The following is a 17,564-nucleotide window of genomic DNA, read 5'->3' as shown; positions in this document are numbered from 1 at the left end:
GACTAAAATTTGAAATTATAGGTTACGGCGGGCACTACACCAAAGATAGAGGTACGTACGGCTTCATTGACGCCGGTATCTTGGTTACGGCTAAAGCTTATGGAGGCTGCATTTCTTCGGTTGTACACGTTGTAAATGCTGAACACCCATTCGCCCTGCCACTTTCGATTCTTGTTTTTTCGTGGGGTAAGGGTAGCGGAAACGTCCATACGGTTGTAGGAGGGCAATCGTTCTTCGTTCCTTGGGCCATAGTAAGGTATGGTCAACCCTTGAAAGCTAAATTGGCCGATGGGGTAGTTGGTAGGTTGCCCGGTCTGAAATACAAAATTGGTATTGAAGTTCCATTTGTCATTCAGGTCGTAACTGGCATAGACCGATATGTCGTGGGTTTTGTCATACGGGGTGTTGTACCAGGCCCCGGAATTGATGCCCGATTCGGTAAAGGAAGTGCCGTCGGGCAATTGAACCGTCCTTCCAGGGGTTCTTTGTTCCGATTTCGATAGGGTATAGGCGAGCCAGCCCTGAAACCTGCCTTCGTTCTTTCGGAACAAAAACTCCAAACCATAGGCCCTTGCTTCCCCGTTAAGAATAACTTGCTCAATGGCATCGTTGGCAATTAAATTGGCCCCGTCGATATAATCGATTCGATTTTGTATATCCTTATAAAACAGTTCCGTTTCTACGGAATAGTCACCTTCCTTTAAATTTTTAAAATAGCCTACGGCATATTGATCCAAAAGCTGGGGTTTTATAAATGGTCCGCTAGGTGTCCATACATCCAAGGGAGTAGGGGAGCTGGTATTTGAAAGAAGGTGTAGGTATTGGGCAAGGCGGGTGTAGCTCGCCTTGAAAGAGCTGTTGTTGTTAAGGGTATAGGCTAGTGAAATACGGGGTTCGAAGTTATTGAAGGTAGCTAGGCTGCCACTTTTTTCAACACTGTAACTATCAATAGGCCGAGCTTCTTGGTACACGTTTAAAACCGGGTCAAAATTGACGGGATTATCATTAAAGTATACGTTGACTTCATCTTGGCCCAAACGGACAAAATTACTGAACCGTAAACCGTAGTTTAGGCTTAGGTTTTTGGTAAGGTCATGCTCAATATCGATGTAAGCGGCAAACTCGTTGGCGTATTTTTGGGTAAGCTGTTCTTCTACAATACCCGAATCGGCATTGCTAGGCTGTATTTTTCCGGGGTTAAAGCGGTAATAAATATTGTTGATTCCGTAATTGACTTGAAATTTGTCGTTGACATAATGTTTCAAATCGTATTTAATATTGAAATTTTCTATACCTGAATTCCAATCGAACCCGACAAAATCGAGCTTTAGCCCGTAGTAATAGTTAGAATAGATCAATGAAAGGTTAGAGAATAGTTTGTCGGAAAACAAGTGGTTCCATCTGAAATTCCCCACGGCGTTTCCATAAGTATTTACAAAGCTATCGCTAATGCCGAACACATCGCGACCAAAATAACCCGAAAGGAAGATACTGTTGTTGTCGTTGATGTTGTAACTCAGTTTGGTGTTCAGGTCGTAGAAGTAGGCCGAATTGTCTACGTCAAAAAGCGGGAGGAAAAGGTGGGCGTATGAAGCCCGACCTCCTACGAGAAAGGCGGCCTTGTCCTTTACGATAGGGCCTTCTACCAATAAGCGGCTTGCCACGGCGCCTATGCCTCCGTTGACTTTTATTTTTTTACTGTTGCCTTCTTTTTGGAAAATGTCAAGAACGGAAGAAAGCCTTCCTCCGTAACGCGCGGGGATTCCCCCTTTGTAAAGCTTGATGTCTTTTATGGCATCGGGATTAAAGACGGAGAAGAACCCGAATAAATGCGATGAGTTAAAGATGGTGGCCTCGTCCAACAAAATTAAGTTCTGGTCAACGGCACCGCCACGGACATTAAAGCCTGAGGCCCCTTCACCGGCATTGGTGACGCCCGGAAGCAGTAGAATGGATTTAATGACATCGGCTTCGCCCAAGATGACGGGAATCTTTTTTATGGTACCTACCGATAATGAGTTTACGCTCATCTGGGGTTTGCGAATATCCATTTTTTCGACATCTTCGGTAACGATTACCTCTTGCAGTTGTTCGGCGCTTTCCTCTAAGGAAAAGTTCATTTTGCGGTCACTGTCCAGGGTAATGGTCTCCACTATATCCTGAAAGCCCAGATAGCTTACTTGTAACTTGTATTTACCTTCGGGCAATGTAATGGAATAAAAACCATATTCATTGGTAGTGACACCGGTCTGGAGTTCGGGAAAAACTACGGTAACCCCGATGAGGGTTTCGTTACTGGAAGCTTCCGAAATGGTTCCGCTTAAGGTGTATCGCTGTTGGGCGAAGGTTGAAAAGGAAAAAAGTAATAAAACCGAGAAAACGACTTTGTTGAATGGGAGCATTTAAAGCACAATTTTTGATAAATGTAACCAGAAAAATAGCTGTAAGGAAAATGTTAACAGTATTTTAAAAAGAAAAGGCCCCTATTAACGTAGGGGCCTTTGTTAGTTGTTATGCTATTGAAATTACACTGTTTCCAATATAGCATTAAAAGTTTTACTAGGCCTCATGGCTTCTTCTACAAGAATGTCATCTGGCTTGTAATAGCCCCCGATGTTTTGCGGACTTCCCTGTGCCTGCATCAACTCGTCAACGATCTTGGATTCTTCCGCTTGGATGCTTTCGAACACTTTTTTGAAAGTTGCTTGCAATTCTGGGTCTTCCGATTGGTTTGCCAAGGCTTCGGCCCAGTACATGGCTAGAAAGAAGTGGCTTCCCCTTGTGTCGATTTCCTTGACCTTTCTTGAAGGCGATTTATCGTTGACCAAGAATTTTTCGGTGGCGCTATCTAGTGCGTCCCCTAAAATTCGGGCTTTTTTGTTTTTGTTCTTTTCCCCGTAAAACTCTAGGGAAACCCCTAGTGCAAGAAATTCCCCAAGGGAATCCCATCGTAAATGGCCTTCTTCCAAAAATTGCTCTACGTGTTTTGGGGCAGATCCACCGGCACCGGTCTCAAAAAGTCCGCCACCGTTCATAAGGGGTACAATAGAAAGCATTTTGGCACTGGTACCTACTTCCAATATGGGGAAAAGGTCGGTTAAGTAATCCCTAAGAACGTTTCCGGAAACTGAAATGGTATCCTTGCCTTCCTTCATGCGTGCCAAGGTAAACTCGGTAGCTTCTTTAGGTGAAAGGATACGGATATCCAAACCAGTGGTATCGTGGTCGGGAAGGTAAGCCTTTACTTTTTTGATCAATTCTACATCATGTGCACGATTTTTATCTAACCAGAAAACGGCAGGGTCATTAGTGGCTCGGGCCCTTGATACCGCCAACTTGATCCAATCTTGGATAGGGGCATCTTTCACTTGGCACATACGCCAGATATCACCTTCTTCTACGGTGTGCTGTTCTAGAACTTCACCTGAATGGATGTCTACAACATTAACGACACCTGCGGCGCCAATTTCGAAAGTTTTGTCGTGAGACCCGTATTCTTCGGCTTTTTGTGCCATTAGGCCAACGTTGGGTACCGTACCCATGGTAGTCGGGTCAAAGGCTCCGTGTTTCTTGCAAAAATCTATGGTTGCAGAGTATATTTCGGCATAGCTGCTATCAGGTATAACCGCTTTGGTATCTTGAAGTTTGCCTTCGGCATTCCACATTTTTCCTGAATTACGGATCATGGCCGGCATAGAGGCATCGATGATAATATCGCTGGGAACGTGAAGGTTGGTAATGCCCTTGTCGGAATTTACCATAGCTAGGTCAGGACCCTCGTTTATGGTTTTTTCTATGTCTTTTTCAATGGCTTCCCTTTGGTCTGCAGGTAATTCATTGAGCTTAACGAACAAGTTTTCTAGTCCGTCATTGGCGCTAATACCCAAAGTTTTAAAGGTGTCTTCGTATTTTTTGAACACATCGGCAAAGAAAACCTCTACGGCATGGCCAAAAATAACAGGGTCGGAGACTTTCATCATAGTGGCCTTCATGTGAAGCGAAAACAGAACACCTTTATCTTTGGCATCTTGGATTTGCTCTTTAAGGAAGGCGACCAAGGCTTTTTTGCTCATTATGGTGGCATCGATGATCTCACCTTCCAAAAGGCTTAGTTTGTCTTTAAGAACAACCGTACCGCCATCGTTCTTTACCAATTCGATTCGTATATCGGTGGCTTTGGGAAGGGTCAATGATTTTTCATTGGCCTTAAAGTCCCCATGTTCCATTGTGGCCACATGGGTTTTTGAATCAGGACTCCAAGCTCCCATGGAGTGGGGGTTCTGCTTGGCGTAGTTTTTTACGGCTCTTGGGGCCCTACGGTCAGAGTTTCCTTCGCGGAGTACGGGGTTTACCGCACTACCTTTGATTTTGTCGTATCTCGACTTTATATCTTTTTCAGTGTCATTTGAAGGCTCGTCCGGATAATTTGGCAAGGCGTATCCTTTGTCTTGAAGTTCTTTGATAGCCTCGTTCAATTGAGGAACGGAAGCACTAATGTTCGGAAGTTTGATAATGTTCGCTTCCGGGCTTTTAGCTAGGGCTCCCAACTCTTCCAAGTCGTTCGCTATTCGTTGTTCTTCCTTTAAGAAATCGGGAAATGCCGCTATAATTCTTCCGGCCAAAGAAATGTCTTTGGTCTCTATGCCAATGTCGGCAGTTTTGGTAAAAGCTTTTACAATTGGAAGAAAAGATAGTGTAGCCAAAGCTGGCGCTTCGTCTGTTTTTGTGTAAAATATTTTGGACATGTAAGGAAAGGTTTAATTTAAAGCGGAGCAAATATACGATTTTATGTAATCTTGCGAGCAAAAGATAGGGGCTTGTTGTGGTATGGGCCTCTCTTAATTGTATTTTAACAAAAAGATTAAGAATTATGTAATAAAAGGACAAAACAAAAGCCATATCATTGTACGTGTACATTGACATGGCTTTTTAGAAATTGGTATTGCAAACTTTCTTCCCTGTTCTTTCGACAGATCGGCAACCATTGATTGCGTTCGCTTCACAATTTCAACGTTTGGGGTCTAATTGTACTACGGTTTGCGACCAAGCTACAATTGAAACACCCTTCTTGTTATTTACTCGCATGGCATCCTAAGTTTGGATCAGTGTCTTCCCTTCTGGATTATTACGATCACATTATCCGTGGTCAAAAGGCGACAGCCCTTTGAAGATATGCTCGTTTTGCTTATTGAACGTCTTTCGGTCTACGCCGATCGAATGTTCAAATATTCACAAAACCTAAACAACAATATAAAGAACGCTAACTCTATAACAATTTTAAAACCTCTCATTCGACAGAGCTGTTTTGTTATTGTTCTATAAATTTAGTAAAAAAGATTGCTCTGGCCTAAATATTTAACATATTTAAAATCAACATGTTATGAACCGGGGCTATTAACAATTGTTTATAACAAAAGAATCCCGCTATTGCGGGATTCTTAAAACATATGTTTTTCGGTTTAAGAACGAATCTCTTTGATACGTGCTTTTTTACCGGTAAGGCCTCTAAAGTAGAAGATACGAGCTCTACGTACTTTACCTCTTTTGTTCACTTCGATTTTTTGTAAGGCCGGCATGTTGATAGGGAAGATACGCTCAACACCTATAGTACCTGACATTTTACGGATGGTAAAGGTTTCGGTAGAACCAGAACCTCTTCTTTGGATTACGACGCCTCTAAAAAACTGCGTACGTGTTTTTTCACCTTCCTTGATTTCGTAGTATACCGTAATGGTATCACCAGCTGAAAATTCAGGAAATTCTTTTTTTGGAACAAACTCGTCTTCTACGAATTTTAATAATGCTTCCATGATATGGTTTTAATGATTATGTTATGGTCAACATTCACGATTTTCGTCAGAGGTTGATTTAACAGGGTGCAAAAATAGTCTATAAATTAGAATTTGCAATATATTTTACTGATTTTTTGTGGTATAGGGCAAAATGGCCTTATTTCAGCAAATCGGGGCGTAGTTTCTCCGTTCTTTTCTGGGCTTGGTCTTCGCGCCATTTTTCTATTTTGGGAAAGTTGCCGCTCAGTAGGATATCGGGTACTTTCATTCCTTTGTATTCCGATGGTCTGGTGTAAACCGGTGGCGCTAGAAGGTCGTCTTGAAAGGTGTCGGTTAGGGCAGAGGTTTCGTTGTTGAGTACGCCGGGAATTAACCGAATGACCGCATCACAAAGTATGGCGGCCCCCAATTCGCCTCCTGAAAGAACGTAATCTCCTATCGATATTTCCCGAGTGATAAAAGCATCGCGCACCCTTTGATCAACACCTTTATAATGGCCACATAAAATGATTACGTTGTTCAATAGCGATAATCCGTTGGCCATACGCTGGTTCAAGGTCTCCCCATCAGGAGTCATATAAATGACCTCGTCATAATCTCTTTCCGATTTCAGTTGGGAAATGCACTTGTCTATAGGTTCGATCATGAGTACCATACCTGCTCCACCTCCAAATTGATAATCATCTACCTGATTATAACTCTTGTCGGTATAGTCCCTTAAATTGTGCATATGCACTTCCACTAGGCCTTTTTCAACGGCCCGTTTCATAATAGATGCGCCAAAGGGACTTTCGAGCAATTCTGGTAAAACGGTTATGATGTCTATGCGCATTTTGATTTTTGAAATGAATTAGTGGGCAAAAGTAGTGAAAAGAGGGCGAATTTTTTTATCCAAAACACCCTATGTCATTTTTGTACGGATTGACTTGGGCGATTCCCCAAGCTTAATGCTTGGTGCCTTTTGTAGCGAAAGGAGGGGAGGCTCAATAGGGCTTCCCACGGAAAAAGGGCCTTCTCCTTGATGGGATAGTTGGAAGTGCGCCGGCGAAAATCACTTGGCTTATTCCCCAAAAAAAAAAGCTCCGTGAGGAGCTTTTTTTTATTTCTGTTTTTTGTACTTATTGATTTCGTCTTGCAGTTGCCTGCTTATCTTTTGTTCTCTTTCGAGAGCACGACGTCTGTGATCTTCGTATTCCGTTTCCAGCTCGGCCAGATTGGTCTTGGCTTCTTGGGTTAGGTAGTTGCTGTTCCTGAACTTGTAGATAAAGAAAAGCAACAAGGCCAAAAGTGAAGCGATAACGGTCCAAAGAATACCGTTATAAGTACTTTTTGATACCATAATGCCTAAAAACGACATACTGTCTTTTTCTTCGGTTACCGCTGCAAGGTTATTGGTGGTCTCTTCCAATTTCTTGTTAAGTGAACCGATAGTAGATTCGTGCCCTGCAATGGTAGCTTTTAATTCAGCGGCCCGTTTATTGTAGCCACTAAGGGTATCCAACACGTTTTGACGTAGTTTGTCTAAGGAAATAGTACGAACGACTTCGTATTTTTTTCCGTCGGCCCTATAATTGCCCGATTTTGTGAATATATATTCAAACTGACTGTCTATGGGCCCTTTTTCAAGCGATAGCTCATCTTGCGCCCCAGTTTCTTCTTCTTGGGCGAATTGTAGGTTGAACGCCATTAAAGCGGTAATAAGTAAAAGTATTCTAAAACCTTTCATGTTGAAGTGAATCTTTGAATTAATGATTTAGAGGCGACTAAAGTAATCCAATAATATCAATTAATAAAAAAAATCAAGGATAAGGTTGGTATTCATTGAGAAATACCCCAATAATTGGGTAAAACGATATCCCTGTAACTGTTTAAAAATCAATAATAGGTGTAGCGTCTGACCTTGGCTATATATTTGGCCAAGCGAATCACTTGATGTGAGTATCCGTACTCGTTATCGTACCACACATATAATATGATGTTTTTTCCATTTGCACTGACAATGGTGGCATTGCTGTCGTAGATCGAAGGGGCGTTGGTGCCGACCACATCCGATGAAACCAGCTCTTTGCTCAGGGAGTACTTGATCTGTTCTACCAAATCGCCTTCAAGGGCGTATTTTTTTAGAATGGTGTTGATGCCTTCAACCGAGGTCTTGTTCTTGATCTCAAGGTTCAATATGGCCAAGGAACCATTGGGTACCGGTACACGTATGGCATTTGAGGTTAATTTGCCCTTTAATTGGGGTAGGGCCTTTGCCACGGCTTGGCCGGCGCCTGTTTCGGTAATGACCATATTCAATGCGGCGGCTCTGCCCCGTCGGTGCTTTTTGTGCATATTGTCGACCAAGTTTTGGTCGTTGGTGTAAGCATGTATGGTCTCTAAGTGTCCTTTTACGATGCCCAGGCTGTCTTCTATGATGCTGAGTATGGGGGTGATGGCATTTGTTGTGCACGATGCGGCGGAAAAAATATCTATCGCGTCGGGGTCGTACATTTTATGGTTGACACCGTGTACAATATTGGGGACTTCCTTGCCCGGTGCGGTCAACAATACTTGGGAAACCCCTTCGGCCTTTAAATGGCGTGAAAGTTCTTCCTTGTTCCTGAAGGCTCCCGTATTGTCAATGATTAGGGCGTTGTTGATGCCGTATTTCGTATAGTCTATTGATTCGGGACGGTCGGCCCTAATCATATATACCGTAGTTCCATTGATGATAAGGGCCTTGTTTTTGGCGTCGACTTCGACGGTGCCCGAAAATTTACCATGGATCGAATCGATACGGAGCAAATTCGCCCTTTTTTCCAATAAAGCCTCGTCTTGGGCGTCGCGGGTGACAATGGCCCTAAGTCGTAGTTGGTTGCCTTGGCCTGTTTTGGCCATCAGTTCACGGGCTAAAATTCGGCCTATCCTACCAAAACCATATAGCACGATGTCTTTGGGTTTAAAGGGAATGGCTTCATCGGCATCTTTAAGCTTGTTGTAAACAAAGGCTTTGATGTCGTCAAAATCATTGTTGTCGGAATGGTACTCGTAGGTCAATTTGCCGATATCAAGTTTGGCAGGAGGGAGCTTAATGTCGTTTATGGCCCGTAAGATTTCCGTCGAGTCGAAAATCGAGATCGGTTTTTGTACAAACTCCCCGGCGTATTCGTGCAAATTGATAATGTCGCTCACATTTTTGTCGATGACCTGGTTTTTGAAAAGCACGATTTCTATGGTCTTGTCATACCAAAGGTCGCTGACAAGTTTAATGAATTCCGTAGTAGCCTTTCTTCTGTCCGCTTGAAAGGCCAATTCTTTTTCATAAGAGGCGTTTGATTTCATCTGTTGGGTTGGGTTATATTTTTGGTGTAAAACTAGTTATTTTGTGTCATTTAGAACAGATTAAAACAAAAAAACGCCCTCAAAAAGGGCGTTTGTAAATTGAATATTCTAATGGATTATTGAAATATGAGGCGTTCCCTTTCTCCTTTTTCATTAACCATGGTAATACTTGTTCTTCCGTATCTCGAAATACTTCCAAATAGGGCGCGGGCTTCTTCGATATCGTTGATTTCATTGTCGTTTACCGATAATAGTACCTTGTTTTCAAGACCGTTTCCTCTATAGGTTTCAGGTACGCCGACTACTTTTACTCCTTTTTTGGTTTTGAATTTTTTCATGTCTTCCTTGGTGAGGTTTTTGACTTCAAGGCCCATGACGGGAACAATTACCGTTTGTCTTTTCTTAAGTACCACCGGTACCGTAAATATTTCCCCATCTCTGTCAATCGTAAGTTCTACGGTATCTTCGGGGCGTTTTGCGGATAGGTAACCTGTAAGGTCGGCAAATTTGCGAACTTTGATTTCATCTATTTTTTTGATGATGTCACCTTCTTGAAGTTCGGCTTCCTCGGCGCCGGTTCCTTCTTCCACACCTGATACATAAACCCCTTCTATTTCATTAAGGCCGTTTTCAATGGCGTAAGGCGTATTTACGTTTAAGGCCGAAATACCTAGTATCCCTTTTTGAACGTTACCGTATTCAAGAATATCGTCGACAACCTTTTTTGCAATATTGCTGGGTACCGCAAATGAATATCCAACATAACTTCCGGTTTGTGAGGTGATTGCAGTATTGATTCCAACAAGGTCCCCATTGGTGTTCACTAGGGCGCCGCCACTGTTACCAGGGTTTACTGCGGCATCGGTTTGAATAAACGATTGATTTCTTCCTAAGTCACGGGCCTTGGCGCTAACGATACCTGCGGTAACCGTAGATGTAAGGTTAAAGGGGTTGCCAACGGCCAAAACCCATTCTCCGATCTTTACATGGTCGGAATCCCCAAAAGCCAAGTAAGGCAGGTTCTTTCCGGCATCTATTTTGATCAGGGCAATGTCTGAATTAGGGTCGGTTCCTACTAGCTCGGCATCGTAGGTCTTGTTGTTGTTCAGGGTCACCTGTAACTTGGTAGCTTTGCTAATAACGTGATTGTTGGTCACGATATATCCGTCTTGAGAGATGATTACACCTGATCCCGTGCCTACTTGTGGTCTTTGGTTTCCTCCGCTTCCGTAGAAAAAATCCATAAAACTATGAGGGGTCCTGTCTATGGTTACGTTCTTGACGTGAACTACGGCGTTTACCGTGGTTTCGGCCGCGACCGTAAAATCGACTTCGTTGATTCCGGAGCCCTTCGGCGAGGTAGGGGTTAAACTTGTATTGAAAACCGACTCCCCTTCGTTGTGGGAGATAACGGCGTAATTAGTATTCTCAAAAAATAGTTTGTAGCTGCCCAAGGTAATTGCTCCAGCAATCAGGGCGATAAAAAAGGTACTGGCAATTTTCTTCATTTTATTGTGTTTTAATCTTTTGATATGTTAAAATTAGTCGTTTTTAAAGAGTATTAAATTTGCTTTAACTACTTTTTAACTGCCAAATAAATCTTAATCCAAAGAAATACAGGCCTATAACTACTGCATTGTCCCGTTCATTTCAAAGATGATAAAACCCTATATTTGTGCCTTTAAATATACGTATGACACTCAAATTTTTCAAATATCAGGGCACAGGGAATGATTTTGTAATGATAGACAACCGACAGTTGTTGTTTCCCAAAAATGATACCAAACTCGTAGCGCGTTTGTGTGATCGAAAGTTTGGCATAGGGGCGGACGGTCTTATCCTATTGGAGAATGACGAACTGACAGATTTTCGGATGGTCTACTACAATGCCGATGGAAACGAAGGAAGTCTTTGTGGTAACGGAGGTCGTTGTACGGTGGCTTTTGCGAAGTTTCTAGGGGTTATCGATAAAGAGACCTTGTTCAATGCGGCCGATGGTAAGCATCGGGCAAAAGTTGAAGGCGGTATCGTTAGCTTGCAAATGCAAGATGTTTCAGAAATAAAGGAAAAACCCGATTACGTCTTTTTGGATACCGGCTCACCGCATCACGTGCAGATGGTAGATGATATTAAGGATTTTCAAGTCTTTAAGGAAGGAAAGAAATTAAGGTATGGCCTTTACGGGCAAATCGGTAGCAATATCAATTTTGTAGAGGGGCTAAATGATGCCGGTTTTGCCGTAAGAACTTACGAACGGGGCGTTGAAGACGAGACCTTGTCGTGTGGTACGGGCGTTACCGCGGTGGCCATTGCCATGCATCGTGCGGGAAAGGTTGCTACTGATACCGTCAAGATACAGACACAAGGGGGCGAACTTCAGGTGAAGCTCGAAGAGCGGAATGGAGTGTATCAAAACATTCACTTGATCGGTCCTGCCGAACAGGTGTTCAAAGGAGAGATAGAATGTTGAGTCTTGTAGGGGAACATGTAAGTTTAAGGGCCCTCGAGCCTGAAGACCTTGATTTTCTGTACGAATTGGAGAACAATCCGGAAATATGGGAAATCAGCGGAACGGTTACCCCATACTCAAAACACGTCTTAAAACTTTATTTAGATAATGCCTATCGCGATATATACGATGTAAAACAGTTGCGTCTTTGTATCTGCAACCAAGACGATCTGGCCATCGGTTTTATAGACCTCTTCGATTTTGACCCCAAAAATGGCAGGGCCGGCGTAGGTATCGTTGTTCTTGATAAAGGGGATAGGAATAAGGGGATAGGTTCCGAGGCCTTACAGCTACTTTGTGACTATGCCTTCGGGACGTTGGCTTTGCATCAGTTGTACGCTAATGTGATGGAAGGGAACGATGCTAGTATCCATTTGTTCAAAAAAATGGGATTTAAAGAAGTGGGCTTGAAAAAAGATTGGATTTTTTCCGAAGGAGGATATAAAAATGAAATTTTGTTCCAAAAAATAAACGCTTAATGTATATCAGACGAATTCTTTTGATCATAGTGCTTGCCGGTCTTGTTGGCGGGGGAGTTTTTGCGTATAAGGTCTATAACGCCGTATTTAGCCCGAATACAAGCTTTAATAATGAAAAGGCATATGTGTTCGTTCCGTCGGATGCCAGTTTTGGCGATGTAAAGGAGCTTGTGGAGCCCCTTTTGAAAAATCCCGAATCATTTGAGCAAATCGCTATCCGCAAAGGGTATGCGGCCAATGTAAAAGGGGGGAAGTATGCTATTGTAAAAGGAATGAACAACAATGATATCGTTAATTCCTTACGCAGCAAAAACGTTCCGGTAAGGGTGGCCTTTAACAATCAGGAAACGATTGCCGATTTGGCGGGAAGAATAGCCATGCAGATCGAGCCCGATAGTTTGACCTTGTTGGAAGCTTTTACGGATGAGGCATTTTTAAAAGCGAACGGTTTTGGCGAAGAAACGCGATTGGCCATGTATATCCCCAACAGCTATGAGTTCTTTTGGAATTCTTCCGCTGAAGAATTTCGCGATCGTATGCTTAAGGAATATAGGCGCTTTTGGACGGAAGAACGCTTGGCCAAGGCCAAAAAATTGGGACTTTCGCCTGAAGAAGTGATAACATTGGCTTCGGTAGTGCACAAGGAAACCGCAAAAGTAGACGAGCGACCACGTGTGGCAGGGGTGTACCTGAACCGATTGCAAAGAGGAATTTTATTACAGGCCGATCCTACCGTAATATATGCGTTAAAAAAGCATACGGGTAATTTTAAGGCGGTTATCAAGAGGGTTTTGTACAAAGACCTTGAGTTGGATTCGCCTTACAATACCTATAAATATGCGGGCCTACCTCCCGGCCCCATTGCTATGCCCGACATTTCCGCCATTGATGCCGTACTCAATCCTGAAAAGCACGACTATCTGTATTTTGTGGCTAACGTAGAGAATTTCGGTTACCATAAGTTTGCGAAAACTCTGGCCCAACACAACCGAAATAAGGCACAATATGTCCAGTGGATCAATTCACAAAAGATAAAAAGGTAGGTATTTTGTCCATTGTTTATGACTTGTTAACTAAATATGGTTTTTTTTAACAAAGCCTTCTAGGTTCAAACTTTAATTCAGGCTTATCTTTGCCCTTCGAAATCTAAGCAGGTTATTTTTTTCGTAAGTCTTAGGAAATTTAATGTATGAGAAAGTGGCTAAGTTTTACAAGCCCCCTGATCATTACCTTTATTTTATTGAGTTTCGGTTTTGAACCTAAAGAGGTGAAAGTGCCCGAAACCCTTAAAGTAACTCAACCTACTGAGGTTTTGTTCCCCAAAAACAAAACCGTTAATAGCTCGATATTATTGGCTCCGCCCTTTTTGGGGAGTTCGTATATCGGCTTTAAAGAAGCTCTTGCGTTCAAAGAATCGCAAGGGAATTATTTTACAACGAATACTCTAGGGTATTTGGGAAAATACCAATTTGGTATCGGTACCTTACAGCTTATGGGTGTTTATAACGCAACACGTTTCTTGAACGATCCAGTGTTGCAAGAACGGGCTTTTCACACGAATATAGCCCGTAACAAATGGATTCTGCGAAGAGATATCGCACGTTTCGTTGGAAAACGAATAGGTGGGGTAGAGATAACGGAATCGGGAATGTTGGCCGCGGCGCATTTGGCCGGAGCAGGAAACGTTAAGAAATACTTGCGTTCTTGGGGGGCTTTTGATGTGTCGGACAGTTATGGCACGACCATAGCGGAATACATGAAAAAGTTTTCGGGCTATGATATTTCCCATGTTTCCCCTAAACGTAACCCTAAAGTATAACATCTTATATTTAAGATCTAATGTACATATGAAGATGAGCAGGCCCCAATAGTACTATTGGGGTTTGTTTTTTTTATACCTTTTACGTATTTGTGTGTATTCGCCTTTTTTTTAAAGAAGTCTTTCAGTCGCCTCGCTATACGTTGGTGTTTGATGGAAGTTGAGCCTCTGCGGGAAGCCTATTCTTCTTCTGCTTGTATTGTTGCTTCAAACTTTAGTAGTTCGGTATAGGGGTTTCCGTTTAATCCCAAGAGTTTGGCGAATGCGGGTTCTGTTTTTAATCCCCCCGATTTGAGGCTTCTTATTTCGGCCCTAAATTCAGGGCCTTTCGAGTTTAAGATTTTGTCTTCAATTACCATATGTCGGTAAGCATTCTGTTTTTCGGTGGGTATGTGTTGTCCGAAAATCTCAATTTCAAAAGTATCGGTCTTGAACTTTGCGGTTGTAGATTGAATTTGGTTTTCCTTATATGATTTTAATTCAAAATCGGTTTTCTTACCAAATAGGGATAAAAGTTCTGCGGAAAATTCTCTGTGGTTTTTGCACTCGCAAATAATATCTAAATCACTTTCGGGCACGTCGATATCAATAGGGACCGTTCCTGTTAAGATGGGATTGTACTTTTTAAGTTTTTCAAAAATATTCAGTTCCTTAAGCTCTTTGTAGGCTTGGTTTTGCCTTTTGTTGCCAAGTTTCAGGTATTCGATATTTTTAAAACGGTTCATTTATTAAATGGGTATTGGTTTGTGGGCTACAGTTATATAATAAATGCAATTTAAGGGTATGGCCTTTTATTCAAATCTAAGGAATATTCCTTTTCATTGAAATTGCGGCGTATTGCCTTGGGCTTCCGTAATATTCTTAAAAATGATACAGATAGGAAAGTTTACCCTTGGATAATAAAAATAGCGGGCCGCTTGTGAAGGGGTTCCACTTTGGTCCGTTTCCAGTCGGCAACGGTCTTGGTGAGGATGTATTCCGTAGGAAGGGTGACATCGCAAGCGATACATACCCTCGTGTTGGGGTGTAGTGTTTTGAGCAACTCGGCAAAAAGCTTGTCGTTTCTATAGGGGGTTTCTATAAATAGCTGTGATTGTCCGTAGTCTTTTGAAAGTTTTTCCAATCGTTTGATGGCACTTTTGCGCTCTGGGGCATCTATGGGCAAATAGCCGTTAAAGGCAAAACTCTGCCCGTTCATTCCACTGGCCATAAGGGCTAGTACGATAGAGGAGGGGCCGACTAAAGGCACTACCTGAATGTTTTTTTCGTGAGCGATCTTTACGACTTCCGCTCCTGGGTCGGCAATGCCGGGGCAGCCTGCTTCGGATAAGATTCCGGTATGAAAGCCTTCTAGGCAGGGCTGTAAAAAGCTGGGTATTTCTTCAATCTGGGTGTATTTATTCAATACCGATAAATGAAGGTCCGGCTGTGATTTCCGAGGGCTGATCTTTTTAATGAAGCGTCTGGCCGTTTTTTCGTTTTCAACAATATAATGGTCAATTTGTTCGATCGCCTGTTTTATGGAAATAGGTAAGACCTCTAAGGGTTCGTTATCGCCAAGCGTAGTGGGTATGAGATATAACTTTCCCTGGTTCTCGATTCTGTTGGCCATAATTGTGATTGCATTAGAGTTTTTTGGCGATAGACGTACAAGCTTTGTCAATAAGGTGAAATACCTTGTCAAATCCATTGTCGTCCCAATACGGGTCGGGTACTTCAATAACGGGCAATTCCACTTCCGTAAGCAACAATTTCACTTTTTCGGCTTCCTCTTGGGTATCGGCCAAGTTTAAAATGTTATTGAGGTTGCTACGGTCCATAGCATAAATTACGTCAAATTTTTTAAAGTCCGATTTCTGGAATTGGCGACAGCGCTGATTTTCGATGTTCAGTCCGTATTTTCGGGCAACCGCTATGGATCTAGGGTCGGGGGCGTTACCAATATGGTAACCTCCGGTTCCTGCAGAATCGACAAAGACCTTTTTAGGGTCGACTTTGCTTTGAAGAATACCTTCGGCCAATGGCGACCTGCAAATATTGCCAAGGCAGACCATTAAAACTTTGGTTTCCATAAGGGATTAAGAGAATTTCTTGGTAAGGTCTTCGATGTATTTTCTGAACTGCTTGTCGGTTTCAGCCAAGTTATCGACCGTTTTACAGGCGTGTAGTACGGTGGCGTGGTCTCTTTTTCCGATTTGCGAGCCAATGCTGGCCAATGAGGCTTTGGTGAATTTCTTCGCAAAGAACATGGCAAGCTGTCTTGCTTGTACGATATGTCGCTTTCGCGTTTTCGACTGAAGTGTGGCGACATCCATTTCAAAATAATCGGAAACTACTTTTTGAATGTAGTCTATGGATACTTCGCGCTTGGTGTTCTTTACGAACTTTTCGACTACCTGTTGTGCCAATTCTAGGGTCACCTCCTTTTTGTTGAAAGAAGATTGGGCTATTAACGATATAATGGCGCCTTCCAATTCGCGAATATTGCTCTTGATATGCTTGGCTACATAATCGATAATATCGTCGGGCATTTCAACACCGTCTCTATACAGTTTGTTCTTTAGTATGGAAATTCGTGTTTCGTAATCGGGATTCTGAAGCTCTGCCGATAGGCCCCACTTGAAACGGGACAATAGGCGTTGCTCGATATCCTGCATATCTACGGGGGCCTTGTCAGAGGTTAGGATAACCTGCTTCCCGTTTTGGTGCAAATGATTGAAAATATGGAAGAAGACATCTTGTGTTCCCGATTTTCCGCTCAAGAACTGAACGTCGTCGATGATGAGCACGTCTATCAATTGGTAGAAGTGGATAAAATCGTTTCGGGTGTTCTTCTTTACCGATTCAATATATTGTTGTGTGAACTTTTCGGCTGAAATATACAGCACGGTACGCTCAGGGTATTTGTCCTTGATCTCAACTCCAATGGCATGGGCCAAGTGAGTTTTTCCTAAACCTACTCCGCCAAAGACCAATAAGGGGTTAAACGAGGTTCCTCCAGGTTTGTTGGCGACGGCCATACCGGCAGATCTGGCCAAACGGTTAGAGTCTCCTTCCAAAAAGTTATCAAAGTTATAGTTGGGGTTGAGCTGCGATTCGATCTTAATATTTCGAATGCCTGGAATTACAAAAGGATTCTTTAGCTCTGGGTTTTTTGATTTTATCGGAACGTCCATTTCCTGAGGCGTCATGTTCGCCCTGTTGGAACTGGGTATCTTTTCGGTAAAAGGTTCCTTGTTGCCATAGGTGTTTTCCATTCTAATGATGTACACCAATTTTGCGGTCTCACCTAATTCTTTGGTGAGTGCAACTTTTAACAACTTGACATAGTGTTCTTCTAACCATTCGTAAAAGAATTTACTAGGTACCTGAATGCTCAGTGCATTGTCAGATAACTTAACCGGTTTGATAGGTTCAAACCAAGTTTTGAATGCCTGCGGTTGAATGTTGTCTTTGATAAAGGTCAAACAATTGTTCCATACGGAAATAGCAGTAACACCCATTTTAAAGTTTATCTTATTTTTGTTGGTTAGTGATTTCGTAAGTCGGCGGAAAGTCTAGAGGATAATCCGTACTTTCTCGGTAGGCAAATATGTGAACAAAAAAACTAAAAAAAAAATCTAACCCTATTGAATTTACCC

The 17,564-nt window shown here is 42.5% G+C and carries 15 protein-coding genes; 4 read left to right on the top strand and 11 right to left on the bottom strand.

Features of this window, described 5'->3' with window-relative positions; genetic code table 11:
- Positions 1-2 precede the first annotated feature (2 nt).
- From ZOBGAL_RS00075 to ZOBGAL_RS00045, 7 genes are all read right to left on the bottom strand, one after another.
- On the bottom strand, positions 3-2,402 hold the full coding sequence (locus ZOBGAL_RS00075; protein ID WP_013991402.1) for a TonB-dependent receptor: 2,400 nt from the start codon (positions 2,400-2,402) through the stop codon (positions 3-5).
- A gap of 123 nt (positions 2,403-2,525) precedes the next feature.
- Positions 2,526-4,745 (bottom strand): NADP-dependent isocitrate dehydrogenase, encoded by a 2,220-nt coding sequence (locus tag ZOBGAL_RS00070; RefSeq protein WP_013991401.1) that lies wholly within the window; start codon positions 4,743-4,745, stop codon positions 2,526-2,528.
- Positions 4,746-5,459: 714 nt separating this feature from the next.
- Positions 5,460-5,810 (bottom strand): 50S ribosomal protein L19, encoded by a 351-nt coding sequence (rplS, locus tag ZOBGAL_RS00065; RefSeq protein ID WP_013991399.1) that lies wholly within the window; start codon positions 5,808-5,810, stop codon positions 5,460-5,462.
- A 139-nt stretch (positions 5,811-5,949) separates the two neighbouring features.
- A complete protein-coding gene (gene trmD, locus ZOBGAL_RS00060; protein WP_013991398.1) occupies positions 5,950-6,624 on the bottom strand; it encodes a tRNA (guanosine(37)-N1)-methyltransferase TrmD in 675 nt (224 codons plus the stop codon).
- A 267-nt stretch (positions 6,625-6,891) separates the two neighbouring features.
- Positions 6,892-7,518 carry a hypothetical protein gene (locus ZOBGAL_RS00055; protein ID WP_013991397.1) on the bottom strand — a complete coding sequence of 209 codons (627 nt, stop codon included), beginning with the start codon at positions 7,516-7,518 and terminating at the stop codon, positions 6,892-6,894.
- A 149-nt stretch (positions 7,519-7,667) separates the two neighbouring features.
- Complete coding sequence (locus tag ZOBGAL_RS00050) at positions 7,668-9,116, bottom strand: glyceraldehyde-3-phosphate dehydrogenase (RefSeq protein ID WP_013991395.1); 1,449 nt, start codon at positions 9,114-9,116, stop codon at positions 7,668-7,670.
- 116 nt (positions 9,117-9,232) lie between these two features.
- Positions 9,233-10,624, bottom strand: coding sequence for a S1C family serine protease (locus tag ZOBGAL_RS00045; RefSeq protein ID WP_013991394.1), 1,392 nt, complete (start codon positions 10,622-10,624; stop codon positions 9,233-9,235).
- A 185-nt stretch (positions 10,625-10,809) separates the two neighbouring features.
- On the opposite strand from ZOBGAL_RS00045, the gene dapF reads away from it, so the two are divergent.
- From dapF to ZOBGAL_RS00025, 4 genes are all read left to right on the top strand, one after another.
- Entirely contained in the window at positions 10,810-11,586 is a 777-nt protein-coding gene (gene dapF, locus ZOBGAL_RS00040) for a diaminopimelate epimerase (RefSeq protein WP_046287250.1), read from the top strand.
- Positions 11,580-12,104 carry a GNAT family N-acetyltransferase gene (locus ZOBGAL_RS00035; protein WP_013991392.1) on the top strand — a complete coding sequence of 175 codons (525 nt, stop codon included), beginning with the start codon at positions 11,580-11,582 and terminating at the stop codon, positions 12,102-12,104. Before dapF ends, ZOBGAL_RS00035 begins: the two co-directional genes overlap by 7 nt.
- Positions 12,104-13,147, top strand: a complete 1,044-nt coding sequence (gene mltG / locus ZOBGAL_RS00030) for an endolytic transglycosylase MltG (protein ID WP_013991391.1) — start codon at positions 12,104-12,106, stop codon at positions 13,145-13,147. The genes ZOBGAL_RS00035 and mltG overlap by 1 nt, the downstream gene beginning before the upstream one ends.
- A gap of 146 nt (positions 13,148-13,293) precedes the next feature.
- Positions 13,294-13,923 (top strand): hypothetical protein, encoded by a 630-nt coding sequence (locus ZOBGAL_RS00025; protein WP_013991390.1) that lies wholly within the window; start codon positions 13,294-13,296, stop codon positions 13,921-13,923.
- A 179-nt stretch (positions 13,924-14,102) separates the two neighbouring features.
- Here ZOBGAL_RS00025 and ZOBGAL_RS00020 read toward each other — a convergent pair whose 3' ends face one another.
- The 4 genes from ZOBGAL_RS00020 to dnaA form a co-directional block, all read right to left on the bottom strand.
- Positions 14,103-14,648: a DUF4269 domain-containing protein gene (locus tag ZOBGAL_RS00020; protein WP_013991389.1), complete on the bottom strand. Its 546-nt coding sequence runs from the start codon at positions 14,646-14,648 to the stop codon at positions 14,103-14,105.
- Between the two features lie 161 nt (positions 14,649-14,809).
- Positions 14,810-15,535 (bottom strand): SAM-dependent methyltransferase, encoded by a 726-nt coding sequence (locus tag ZOBGAL_RS00015; protein ID WP_013991388.1) that lies wholly within the window; start codon positions 15,533-15,535, stop codon positions 14,810-14,812.
- A 13-nt stretch (positions 15,536-15,548) separates the two neighbouring features.
- On the bottom strand, positions 15,549-15,995 hold the full coding sequence (locus ZOBGAL_RS00010) for a low molecular weight protein-tyrosine-phosphatase (RefSeq protein WP_013991387.1): 447 nt from the start codon (positions 15,993-15,995) through the stop codon (positions 15,549-15,551).
- Between the two features lie 6 nt (positions 15,996-16,001).
- Entirely contained in the window at positions 16,002-17,426 is a 1,425-nt protein-coding gene (dnaA, locus tag ZOBGAL_RS00005) for a chromosomal replication initiator protein DnaA (protein ID WP_013991386.1), read from the bottom strand.
- Between the last annotated feature and the right edge of the window lie 138 nt (positions 17,427-17,564).

The sequence above is a fragment of the Zobellia galactanivorans genome, assembly GCF_000973105.1.
In the GTDB taxonomy this organism is placed as follows: domain Bacteria; phylum Bacteroidota; class Bacteroidia; order Flavobacteriales; family Flavobacteriaceae; genus Zobellia; species Zobellia galactanivorans.
This window is presented reverse-complemented; position numbering and strand designations above follow the sequence as displayed.